This is a genomic window from Spiroplasma endosymbiont of Glossina fuscipes fuscipes (assembly GCF_049669535.1).
In the GTDB taxonomy this organism is placed as follows: domain Bacteria; phylum Bacillota_I; class Bacilli_A; order Mycoplasmatales; family Mycoplasmataceae; genus Spiroplasma.
In genome coordinates, this window is the sequence record NZ_CP187162.1 from 621,428 (window position 1) to 634,334 (window position 12,907).

The window sequence follows — 12,907 nt, forward strand, 5'->3', positions numbered from 1 at the left end:
TTAAAATATTCCTTTTCGTTTTGTTTAAATTTATTTTTAATAAAAAACATTTTAAATAATAACCTAATTAATAGGAACGTAAATCCAATAAAGGAAGGAAATAAAAAATGACACCACATATTAATGCAAAACAAACTGATATTGCAAAGGTTGTTTTAATGCCTGGTGACCCGCTACGAGCAAAAGCAATTGCTGAAAAATATTTAACAGATTATAAGTTAGATAATGAGGTTCGGAATATGTTTATGTATACGGGGAAATATCAGAACATTGAAATTACAATTGCTGGAAGTGGGATGGGTTGTCCAAGTATTGGAATTTATTCATATGAATTATTTAAATTTTATGATGTTGACTATATTATTCGCATTGGCTCAGCAGGTAGTTATAAGTCAGAACTTAAACTATATGATATTTTTAATGTTCGTGCAGCGTTTGGGGAAAGTAATTATGCAAAGATTGCCGCAAATATTGATGATAATCTGATTTCAGCAAGTGAAAACTTATTTAACACCATTGAAGAAGTGGCGCTAAAGCAAGGAATTAAGACACATACTGGTATTGCCCATGCTGCTGATGTTTTTTATCGTTATGATGATTCATTATCATTTACCGAAAAACATAATTTAGATGTTGTTGAAATGGAAACATATGCCTTGTTTGCTAATGCAATTGTTACTAAAAAAACAAGCAGCAACATTGCTAACTATTTCTGACAATCTTGTTACAAAACAAGCAGCTTCAGCAATGGAACGTCAAAATAATTTTATGGCAATGGTGCAATTAGCATTAGCAACGGCAGTGCAATTAATTAAATAGCCTAATGGAGGAGAAAAGATGAAAATCGCTGTTTTTGGTACTGTTGGTGCTGGTAAAACAAAAGTTAGTGAAGCATTATGTCAACAGTTAAACTATAATTTATTTAAAGAACCCTTAGAAGAAAACCCATATTTTAATGATTTTTATCAGGATATGAAGGGATTTGCATTTAAGATGCAAATTTATATGTTAACAACCAGAATTGAACAATTTTTTGAAATTGATAATTTAGCAGATACTGTTTTTGACCGCACAATTTTAGAAGATCCTGTTTTTGTTCGGGTTTCACATTTGTTAGAAATTATGAATGATGTTGATTTTAAAGTTTACAATCGTTTTTTTCAAAATGTTATTACGCCAATTTTAAAACAAAAATTAGGCTTTGATGTCATTATTTATTTAAAAGTCTCAACAGCAAAAGCAGTTGAACGGATTAATAAACGTGGCCGGATATTAGAATTAGAAACACCATACCATTATTGGGAAAAATTAAATGAACAATATGAGGTCTTATATGATGAACTAAAGGATGATTATTATTTCATTGTTGTTGATGCTGATAACGATAATTTTGCGGAAAAGATGACCTTTATTATGCAGAAATTATTAATGATAGATAATAAAGTTCCTTGTTTAATTTAAAAATAATTATCGTTGATATTTTAAATTTATTAGGAGGAAAATTAAATGAAAGATACAAATAATAATATTGAAACAAAAAGCCTAAGTAATTTACGAATTTTAGGCTTAGATCCAATCATTTATAATAAAACTGGCCACCCGGGAATTGTTTTAAGTGCGGCCCCAATGATACAAGCAATTTACTTAAACAATTTAATTGCTAATCCAGCTGTCCCTGATTGAATTAACCGTGATCGTTTTGTTTTATCACCAGGGCATGCTTCAACGCTTCAATATGCCATTTTACACTTTGCTGGTTATGATTTATCAATTGATGACTTAAAAAATTATCGTCATATTAATTCAAAAACACCAGCTCATCCCGAATATGGAATAACACCAGGAGTTGATAACTCATCGGGGCCATTAGGACAAGGTGTTGGTTATGGTGTTGGGATGGCATTAGCAGAACAACATTTAGCAGCAAAATTTAATAAACCAGGATATGACATTATTGATCACTATACTTATGTTTTGTGTAGTGATGGTGACTTACAAGAGGGGGGAGCGCTTGAGGCAATCCAACTAGCTGGGGTATGAAAGTTAAATAAGTTAATTATGTTGTATGATTCAAACGATTGTCAACTAGATACAAAGTGTGATGAAGTTTTAAAAGTAAACTATCAACAGTTTTTTGAAGCACAAAATTGAAATTATATTCGAGTGGATAATGCTGATGAAAATTTGACAGCAATTAAAAAAGCAATTGCAACAGCGCAAAAGAGTGATAAACCAACTTTAATTGAGTGTAAAACAATTATTGGTTATGGTCATCCAAAACAAGGTTCACCAATGCATTCGTCACCATTTACTCCCGAGGAAATGCAACAAGTTCAAACTTTCTATGATTTTGAACATCCCCAATTTTATGTTGACCCGGATGTAAAAACTTATTGAAAAGATACTTTTATTAAACGTGGTCAAGAAGTATATCAAACATGATCAACAAAATTAGCAGCTTATCAAACTGCTTTTCCAAAAGAATACGAACAACTATTTGCTATTCCCGTTGTTGAATTAGATGCTTTTCAGTCTTTGTTAACAACTGATAAAAATAAAAAAGCAGGAACAAGAATTATTATGGGTGATGTTTTTAAATATTATCAACAAAAATGTCATAATAATATGTTTGGTGGTAGTGCTGATTTGGGCACAGCGACAAAAATTATTGGTTATAATGGGTCATGAACAATTAATAGTCCCCAAAATAATAACATTCATTTTGGTGTTCGAGAATTTGCGGCTGGAACAATTAGCATTGGGATTGAATTACATCAAGGTTTAAAAAGTTTTAATTCAACGTTTCTAATTTTTTCTGATTATATGAAACCATGTATTAGAATGGCGTGTATTCAAAACTTACCCGTTATTTTTGCTTTTTCACATGACTCAATTGGGGTTGGTTTTGATGGGAAGTCACACCAACCAGTTGAACAATTAGCAATGTTACGAAATTGTCCAAATTTAAATGTTTTGCGACCAGCCGATATTAATGAAGCAATTGGTTGTTTAAAACTTGTTGTGGAAACAAAAACAACACCTTCAGCATTAATTTTATCGCGACAAGATACCCCATATCAATTAGCTGAAACTTGTTATAAACAAACCTTACAAGGAGGATATATTATTGTTGAAGAAGATAAGGCAAAACCATTAACGGCAATTATTATTGCAACGGGGACAGAAGTGCCGATTGCTATTACTGCTGCTAAAACAATGAAAGCGAATATTCGTGTTGTTTCAATGCCTTGTGTTGAATTATTTGAACAACAGCCACCAGCTTATCAAGAAAAAGTAATTCCAAAAAACTTTTCAAAAGTTATTGCCATTGAGTTTTCTAATGATTATGTTTGATATAAATTTGTTGGTAAAACTGGTTTAGTGATTGGTGTTAATGATTATGGTTTATCAGGTAGTGCTGATGCTGTTATTAAATACAAGGGTTTAGATCAAGGTGCTATTATTCAAAGAATTGAAAAATATTTAGGTTAGACCATGAATAATTTACCCAAAGTTTTAGAACAGAAAGTTTTTTATGTTATTCGTAATCAAGATTATAATGTTGCTCAACAAATTTGTGAAATGCTAATAAATTTGCAAGTAACATGTTTAGAATTAACTTTTACAATTCCAAAGGTTGAATTATTAATTAAAGCATTACGTAAAAAATACCCAACAATTTTAATTGGGGCTGGGACCGTTTTAACATTAGCAGAGGCAATATTAGCGGCAGAAGCAGGAGCACACTTTTTAGTCGGGCCCGTTTTTAACCGTGCGGTTAGTGATTTTTGTCATCAAAAAGGATTATTATATATTCCTGGAGCAATGACGTTACAAGAAGTCACAAATATTGTTAATGCCAATTGAGAAATTATTAAAATTTTTCCAGCAAATGCTTTTAAATTAAATTTTATTCAAACGTTAAAAACCTTTTTTCCAACAAAAATATATATGGCTTCTGGTGGGATTAATTTAACAAATTTAAAAGAAGCAAAAGATTTGGGGTATGACTTAGTAGCGGTTGGTGCTTTTGTAACGGGTGATATTAATACCAAAATTCTTGAACAAGAAAAAATACAAACAATGATTAGCACAATTAGCCAAGAAGGAGGATAATAATGCAAGATAATAAAAAAGTAATTTATAATGCTGGGAGTATGTTCACTGAAGCACAATGAAATACACGAAAAACAGAAGGAGATCGGTTACGAGCAATGTTTCCAGATTTTATTATTGGAAATCCAGTTGATTTTGAAACAAATCAAACAGTTCGTCCAACTAATAAAGCAATTTTTGAATTAGATTATGCTGGTTTGACCGCCGCTGATTATGTTATTTTTGAATTAGATGGCTGAGATTCTGGAACGCATATGGAATTTGGATTAATGGTAGAACAAGCAATCCATAATAAGAAAAAATATCTATTTCCAATTATTTCTGATTTTCGATTACAACAGGGGATTTTAAGAGGAGAATGCCCTGGTTTCGGTTTAAATGAAATGCTAACTGGAGCATTATATTATGAACAGTTAAATAGTGGCAATGTTCCACAAATTACTTTATGTAGTTCACATGCAATGGCATGTGCGGCAATTAAAGCAATTGAAACAGGAGATATAACAAATTATCGCCAGAAATATGATATAAAAGAAATCTTTAAAGAAGATAAATTGTATCATGGCTTTGATTGTCATATTTAACTTAGTTGTTTTAAAGTAAAATTATTTAAATAAAAAGCAATATTTTAGAATTAAAAAAATAAAATATTGCTTTTTTAATGTTAAAATGTTATGGTTTAATTGTGTCAAACATTTGATTACAAATTAATTATGAAAAAACTAATTTTCATCAATTGTTTAAGTTATTTTAATGTCATTATTTAAATAATATTGATAAACAATAAACAAAAAATAGAATAGGAATAAATTAAACTTTTAATTTATAAATTAGAAAATATTAAAGGAGGATATTAAAAATAAATGGATTCAAATTATATCCAAGGAAATTCAGAAAATTCTTTTGAAGGGAAAAAACCAGATAGTTTATGTCGTGCTGGTTGTATTTTATCAATTGTTATATCATCAATAGTATTGGGACTTTTTGTTCTTTTTGCATTATTGTCTTTTGTTATGACAACTGGTTATTTTGCTCCTTTTGGAACATTAGCTGCCATTTTGTACTTACTAATCGGATCAGTTCAAATTGCACCAATAGTGTTATGCACTGCGGTTTTAAAGGGGAAAATAATGTTATAATAAAATGAGCAAAATACGATGAAAGCAATGGTGATGAAAATGAAGATAAATTTTATTACAAAATATCAGAAATTTATTAATGCTTTCTTTATTCTTTTTTTAGGATATATTTTTTTCTCATCATCTTTTTCAATTATTAACCTTGAAAATAATTATAGTTTCTTAAATATTACTTTAAATTTATTATATTTATTTTTATCAAGTATTATTTTTCTTTTTTTTATTGGAATTCTAGCACAAATCTTAGTTAATTTTCAACAAATTAAAAGAGAAACGCTTTTTACTTGAAAAGTAATCTTATATTCAAATTGACAAATTATTATTTTATGATTAGGAAATATCTTCTTAATTTCTGGTTTTTTATTTTTTGGCGAAACTTCATTAATGATGCAATTAAAAATAATAATTAGTTATAAAGCGATATATTCTTTTCTTATAATTTTTTGTTATGTCTTTTATGCGATTTTTACCCTTAGTTTTATTGCAATGTTATTACTGTTTCGTCTATATATTGGTTATTTAAAAAACATTAATGATATTATTTTTTCTAGTTATCAAACCTTTTGAGAAATAACATTAGCAAATAATATTTTTTATCAGAATCAACAATTGTCATTTTCTTTTTTATTAATGTTATTATTTAAAGGGTTTGTACGAAATTGCTGATTTTTGAAATGCACTTGTCTTATTGATAATTTGCGTAAAACAGAGTTACTAACACAATTTAAAAAACAATCAACACCACCTAGTTTTATTTTTAACTAAATTCAAATATCAAAAAATAAAAGAAAGAGTGTGAAAAAATGCCTGGTTTTAAGTTATTATTTAAAAACAATTTTAAAAACACAGTTAAAAATAAAATTCAGTTTGTTGGATTAGTTATTTTGGTGTTTTTAACTAGTTTTATTTTTACAATTATTGAAGTTTCAAAACAGCGTGTTGGAAATAATTATAATAATTTTATTTCTGAACAAGTAAGTAATCAACATGATTTTGTTGTTAATTTTAATGAAACTAATTATGTTAAAAATCTGAATGGGGGTGCTGATCAGTTTGAAAATATTACTGATGGGAATATTCGTCAGAATGCTATTTTAGAGTTTATTAAACAACAAGTTAATAATAAGGATGAAAGTTTTTCTTATAATCGTGTTGAAGCACGGACATTTAGTTTGGGGAATAATAAGGTTATTAAAGCGGTAACATTAAATCCGAAGCAAACAATTGACCGGTTTGTTGTTTCTGATGGAATGCCAATCGCTTTTTATGAACAATATTGAGAATCAATTAATCGTGAAACAATGCATTGAATTTATTTAACGCCACAATTTGCGCAGAAAAATAATATTAAAATTAATGATATTATTCGGTTACAAACAGATCGTTATGGAACGACAATTAAAGTTGCGGATAGTGAACTGCAAAAAGTTAATTTAGAGCCATATGCGCATCAAGATATTAATAAATGATTGCCAACATCACCATATAGTAATGAGAATTGATTTCGGGTGGTTGGTCTTGGTCAATCTGCAGATTATATTACGCCAATCATTGATGCATCTCATCCATTTCCGAACATGCACAACGAAGGAATTGCTTATTTGGATCCGCGGTTATTTGGACTAGTTGAAACAGAAGCGACTGATACAACAGGAAAACATTATCAAGTAACAGCGTTAGATTTAACAAGACAGGTGTTAATTCCAGAAAGTCAGTTAGATCGTGAAATTTATTATGTTGGAAAATTTAAACAGACTAACAAAGATCAAATTCGCAGCGTCTATAGTCAAACGATTAATAATTATCTTAATAGTGAGCAGGGTCAACATATTGGGTTACATTCATATTATGTTAAAACATTATCAATTGGTTTGCCAGTTGCTACTTTTCGAACTGATAACCGTTATGAATTTGCAAAACGGATTACTTATTTTACAACAACACTAAATGCCTTTATTAATGGGTCATATATTTTAATTACCGTTTTATTAATTATTTGCTTTTTTGTCTTAATCTTAGTTGTTCGTCGTCAAATTGATGCAACCGGACCGCAGAACGGGTTATTACGGGCATTAGGATATCGTCGTCGAGTATTAACCCTTAGTTATATTTCATATCCATTAATGATTGCATTAATTGGTGGTGTAATTGGTTATGCCAGTGGAATTAGCGGCCAATTTACAATTAAATACTTATTTGGTTCATATTTTAATTTACCATATGGCAATTTTGTTTTTGCACCAATGGCATTATTAACTTGTGTTTTGTTTATCTTTGTTTTATTGACTTGTGTCACAATGATTAGTGGGACAATTATGATGGTATCACGAACACCATTACAATTAATTCGTAAGGAAAAATCGTTTTCAAATGGACGGTTGAAAAAAGCAGTTTATAAAATGTTTGCAATTCGTAAAACATTTGATGCTCGTTTTCAAGCGGTGCAATTATCAAATTCATTAGGAAAAATGGTTGGTGTTTCGTTAACAATGATTATTAGTACGATTATGATTACAATGTCAACGACAATTCCAATTATTTTACAAAACAATATTCGTTACTCATATGAAGGAGATAATTACAAAACATTAGTTGAATATAATAGTCCAATTTATAATTTACCAACAACTTTTTTAAAAACTTATGATCCAAGTCAAAAATCATGAGATAGTAAAAATAGTTTTTTACCAAATACGAATATGACAAGTGATTTAAACCAATATTTAAGAGATTTTGAAACTGGTCAAATTAATCCTGAAAATTATGCGCCAACATATGATGCTGAAGATATGCGGTCATTATTATATCGTAACATTTCAAAAGAGTTTTTAGAAAGTAAAAAACTACAATCAAAGGATGCTGGTTTATCAAGAGCAATTTGTACAACATCATGAGGTGATTATAAGGATTATGGTTTAAATAGTTTAACAAAAACAACAATTGAACAATATTTACGAACAACAGAAACGGCACGCGAAAATATTAGTGCTTTAGAAAATTATCGATTATTTTATTGAAAATATCGAGATACGGTAGCTTTAAATATTAAACGCGACAAGTATTTTGATCAAACTGGAAATATTAGTTTAAATAATACTCTAGACCAAGAAATGTTTACACAAAGTGATTATCAAAGAGATTTTGGGCAAGGAAATGCTGTTATTGTATTAGATAATAATCATTTTCGTCCAGCTTTAGAACAACCCTTATCAACGTCATTTTATGATGTGTTAGATTCAGGAACAGGAAGTGACTTTAATACTCGTTTAAAAAAACCAATGTATGATTTATATAATTGAATTTATGCTTATTTTGTTGACAATGTTAATCAATGTTTTATTCAAGGAGTTTATTCACGTTCACCACAAATAGTTCGTGTTAAAATGCAAGAAGCTTTTAAAACACCAAACAGTAATTTTAACTTAACTTTTGGGGTAATTCCTTTTAACCCATTATTTGATGATCGAGGAACAATGGTTAATGCTGAACTTAACAGCATTGATTTTAAAATTTATGGAATTAATCAAACCTTTAAAAATCAAGTATTAACTAATAAAAATAAGGAAGATTTAAAACAAAAACTATTAGAATCAAATAATAACATCATTTTAAACGAAACATTAGCAAAACGATTAGGAGTTAAAGTTGGAGATACGATTGAACCGCGTATTATTCAAAGAGCATTGCTGGCAAGTGATCCTAGTGTCACAGCTGATAGTATTTTACAAGAATGAGACGCAAGTGAGGTAACCGGGACTAGTGCTGTTGGTAATGTCGGAAAATTAATGTTTAATGGAGATAATAACTATAAAAATAGTGTTTTAAAAGAAAACACTAATGAATATGTTTTAAAAAGTGGCATTGATATAACTGACCCTAACTTTACAAAATCAACAATTTTAAACGATAAAATTGTTAATGGAAGTTACACAATTACTAATCAAACGAATTCATCACAATTTAAGGTTACTGGGATTACTAATCAATTTGGTGCCGCTCGTGCTTGAGTTAACGAAGAACGTGCTCAACAATTGTTGGGATATGATAAAACCAGGGATTATTTATTACGGTTATTCTTAAATGAGTGAACAAATTCTTTTGTTAAATTTGCTACAGATAAGGAGTTTTCACCAGCAAATAAAGCTAGTTTAAATATGTTAGAAACTTTTATTCAACAACATCCTGCTACAGCAGGGAATAATCATTTATGAGATGAATTTGTCAAATATTGAAAAACAGTGCCAAGTAAGATTGATTGAATTGCTGTTTTTCAAAATGAATATCCTATTTTTAACTATAAAATTTCAAATAGTAGTAAAGTTGATGATATTGAAGCGGGTTTAGGAACAAGTCAATTATTTGGTGATTATAGTTTCTATGGTCTAAATGGTGGAATTAAACCAGTAACAGGAATTTCTTATCCATCATATTCAAATAGTGCGTTTGGCACTTTAATGCCAATTGAGCAAGCGAAAGAAATCTTAGGAAATATTGCAAAAGCTGTTAACGGAGTTGTATTCTTTATTATTGGAATTTCCTTTGTGTTAAGTTTTATGATTATTATTTTAACAAGTAATATTGTAATTGCTGAAAACCAAACCATTATTGCAACAATGAAAGTTTTAGGATATCGTAATCGGTATATTACAAAATTAGTTATTGGAATGTATATTCCAATCATTATCATTATGACAATTGCCGGATTTGGTTTTGGGTGACTTTTCTTAACGATTTCCAATATGATTTTGATTAAAATTGGGTTAGTACTACCATTATTTATGAATATAGTTATTCCAATTATTGCAATTGGGAGTGGGTTATTACTGTACTTTATTGCTTATTTAATTAGTTGATTTAGTATGAATCGGATTAATCCATTAATTGCGATTATGAATGCGGATTAAGGAGGGGATTAGGATGAAAAAACTGTTAGCAATTTTAACAACTAGTGTTTTAGTAATAACACCAGTAACAACAATCATTAGTTGCAATAAAAATAATGATTGAAATAATATTCCAGTTGACCCACCGGTATTGCCATTAGAAGTAACTGGATTTGAAGGCATTAATTTTAAAACAATCAATCCGCAAGATTCTAAACAAACAATTCCCAAATTATTAAATCAGTTAGCACAGTTATTTCAAGGATCAAAATGAGATTTTAATCAATTAGCTAAAAAATATAAATTTAATAATCAGACAAAATCACCAACCGAGATTGATTTATATCGAAATGGTGATTATGAATTAAATTTTAATGATGGAACAACAGTTAATACTTTAAAGATTAATAAGACGGTTATAACTTCAAATCATCTTGTTGATAAAATCAAAAGTACTGATTTGGGGGTTATTGATGATAGACGACCAAAAACAATTTTAATTGCAATTGTTTTTAACAATATGCAACTTATTTCAGAATTAGACAAATTTGGAGAATTTTTTATTGGTCCACAAGAAAGTGATGTTTGAAATCAACAAATTGCATCAGTACCAAAAATCACAGTTAATAAAGATCAAAGTGGAGCTACTTTAAAAACAGGGAAAGACCATTGAACCGAACATGATGATCCAACGAAGGAATATTATGGATCAGTGGCTATTCATTTTACGGTTAAAACACCAGTTCCTCCAACCGAAAAAGAAGATTTAGGTACAATGAAATTAACGACAGATTTAGGAAAATTACCAAAAGTTACAATTTTGCAAATAATGATGATGTTTATTAGTGCTAACTTTGTTAGCCAGTTAAACCGCTTAAGTGCTTTATTAAATGATTTATATGTTACAGTTAATGATGATAAAACAGGAGCAGAAATTTGGGCTTATGATAAATCACAATATTATATTGGTGAGGTTAACGTAACTTTTAGTTAATTAGGAAAAAGTATTTTAAAAAAAATCTTAATTTTAAGGTTTTTTTATTTTTTTTATTTAAAAATATGATATAATGTATTATAAGAAAAACATTTATACAAAAAATACTATGATAGCAAAATATAAGGCACTTTTTGAGAGATTTTATTTGATTTAATTATTTAAGGAGGCTTTTATAAATGCCAACAATTACGACTGATACAGTTCTTGTCATAAAATGTCGTAATAAGTTTTATGCTTTGTTTTGAAAACAAGATTTATTAAAATCAAAAGATGCATCTTTTGAAGATAGCGAAATTAAACCAGAATATGTTGCTGAAGTTTTAGCTTTTAATAAAATGTTAGCAAATGGGATGACAACAGCTAGTTAAAGTAATAATAGTTTATATTATTTTAATAATGAAAGATTGACGGATGTTTTTGCAGCCGATCAAAAACTTGCGATAAAAAATGTAGGATCATCATCGTACCCAATTGCAAACTCAAACCAACAATTAGTACAAATTAAGGATTCAAAAAGAAAGATCTATCGTTGAGTATGAATCATTCTTGCTATTTTATTATTAATATTATTAGCTGGTGGTGATGCAATTGGATATGAGTTTTATCGTATATCAGCGCGTACTAGTTTAATTAATTCTAACATTATTGGAGATGTTGTGATTGAAATTGATGTTGATGGTCAAGATCAAATTATTAAAGATAATAATGATGATCAAATCCAAGATAATAAAGAGGGACAAGATCAGGATGCTAAAGATCCTAAGGATGGTCAGGACCAAGTTATCAAAAAGAATAAAGATGATCAAGATGACAAAGATAATCAAATTCAAGATAACAAGGATGAACAAGACAAAGATAATAAAGACAGCAAGGAGATTCAAAAACAAATTCAAGATATCGATATTTCAAAATATAGTTTTGATTTTACCCAAAATAAAAGTAACTTGATTGAAGTAGAAAAATTAGAAATTAATTTAATTAAACCAAAATTATTAAAATTAGAAGATGTTTCTGATTCATTACAAAACTTATTTAAAAATAATAACCTTAAAATAGTTTTAGCGCAAGAACATGAAATATTAGCAGAAAAGGATGTAATTGTTGTTAATTTACAATTAGATGCTACAGAACTAGAAGGTTATACTGGACAAGCTATTCTTCGTCTTGCAGTTAAAATCAAGCAAGAAGTGCTTAATGGTGCTATTCAAATTAAGGGTATTACTAATTTAAATAAAGGTGTTAATGATGTTTATGAAACAACTAATTTTAAAAAACATTTTGAACCATTATTAAATTTATATGAAAAACCAGTTAAATTTACAGTTGAAACATGAACTGGATATTTACCTACACTTGGATTACCAATTGCCCTGTCCCAAAACTAAAAAAAATGTTTTAATGTCAGCTTTAAATGAGAGATACCTTCCAATTCGTGAGATTGTTCAAATTCGTAAAAATGGAAATATTCAAAATTTACGAATTCAATGAATATTTAGCAAAGAAAACAATAAAGACAAAATTATTGAACTTATGCCATATGCTTCAGAACAACCTTTTGATCAATCACATTTTCAATTAGATTTTAAATATAATTTGAAAATTAAATACACAGAAAATATTACTCTTTAGGTAATATTTTTTATTTTTCTTTGATTTTGGCTTTGTTTTTTTGAAGTAAAAAAGCAGTATTAAAAATCATTAAAATGTTATATAATATATACGTATTAAAAGATTTGAGGGGTGTAGGTGACAAATAGAGTATTAAGATCAGG

At 28.7% G+C, this 12,907-nt stretch carries 11 protein-coding genes and 1 pseudogene; all 12 read left to right on the plus strand.

All coding sequences use genetic code 4. The features are described from left to right. Positions 1-107 precede the first annotated feature (107 nt). The 12 genes and pseudogenes from deoD (at position 108) to ACOBWH_RS03675 (ending at position 12,764) form a co-directional block, all read left to right on the plus strand. Positions 108-819: pseudogene (gene deoD, locus ACOBWH_RS03620) on the plus strand (purine-nucleoside phosphorylase). A gap of 18 nt (positions 820-837) precedes the next feature. Next, positions 838-1,461, plus strand: coding sequence for a deoxynucleoside kinase (locus tag ACOBWH_RS03625; protein WP_424527154.1), 624 nt, complete (start codon positions 838-840; stop codon positions 1,459-1,461). A gap of 45 nt (positions 1,462-1,506) precedes the next feature. Then, entirely contained in the window at positions 1,507-3,492 is a 1,986-nt protein-coding gene (gene tkt, locus ACOBWH_RS03630; RefSeq protein ID WP_424527156.1) for a transketolase, read from the plus strand. Between the two features lie 3 nt (positions 3,493-3,495). After that, positions 3,496-4,116: a bifunctional 4-hydroxy-2-oxoglutarate aldolase/2-dehydro-3-deoxy-phosphogluconate aldolase gene (locus tag ACOBWH_RS03635; RefSeq protein ID WP_070406673.1), complete on the plus strand. Its 621-nt coding sequence runs from the start codon at positions 3,496-3,498 to the stop codon at positions 4,114-4,116. A gap of 2 nt (positions 4,117-4,118) precedes the next feature. Then, positions 4,119-4,700 carry a nucleoside 2-deoxyribosyltransferase gene (locus ACOBWH_RS03640; protein ID WP_424527157.1) on the plus strand — a complete coding sequence of 194 codons (582 nt, stop codon included), beginning with the start codon at positions 4,119-4,121 and terminating at the stop codon, positions 4,698-4,700. A gap of 279 nt (positions 4,701-4,979) precedes the next feature. Then, a complete protein-coding gene (locus tag ACOBWH_RS03645; protein WP_424527159.1) occupies positions 4,980-5,255 on the plus strand; it encodes a hypothetical protein in 276 nt (91 codons plus the stop codon). An 18-nt stretch (positions 5,256-5,273) separates the two neighbouring features. Further along, on the plus strand, positions 5,274-6,020 hold the full coding sequence (locus ACOBWH_RS03650) for a hypothetical protein (protein WP_424527161.1): 747 nt from the start codon (positions 5,274-5,276) through the stop codon (positions 6,018-6,020). Positions 6,021-6,058: 38 nt separating this feature from the next. After that, positions 6,059-10,159, plus strand: coding sequence for an FtsX-like permease family protein (locus tag ACOBWH_RS03655; protein ID WP_424527163.1), 4,101 nt, complete (start codon positions 6,059-6,061; stop codon positions 10,157-10,159). A 13-nt stretch (positions 10,160-10,172) separates the two neighbouring features. Then, positions 10,173-11,132 carry a lipoprotein gene (locus ACOBWH_RS03660; RefSeq protein ID WP_424527165.1) on the plus strand — a complete coding sequence of 320 codons (960 nt, stop codon included), beginning with the start codon at positions 10,173-10,175 and terminating at the stop codon, positions 11,130-11,132. A gap of 179 nt (positions 11,133-11,311) precedes the next feature. Then, the gene (locus ACOBWH_RS03665) at positions 11,312-11,503 is read left to right on the plus strand and encodes a hypothetical protein (RefSeq protein WP_424527167.1); all 192 of its coding nucleotides are present in this window, start codon (positions 11,312-11,314) and stop codon (positions 11,501-11,503) included. Positions 11,504-11,539: 36 nt separating this feature from the next. After that, positions 11,540-12,520 (plus strand): hypothetical protein, encoded by a 981-nt coding sequence (locus ACOBWH_RS03670; protein ID WP_424527169.1) that lies wholly within the window; start codon positions 11,540-11,542, stop codon positions 12,518-12,520. A gap of 13 nt (positions 12,521-12,533) precedes the next feature. Beyond that, a complete protein-coding gene (locus tag ACOBWH_RS03675) occupies positions 12,534-12,764 on the plus strand; it encodes a hypothetical protein (RefSeq protein WP_424527171.1) in 231 nt (76 codons plus the stop codon). The last annotated feature ends 143 nt before the right edge of the window (positions 12,765-12,907 follow it).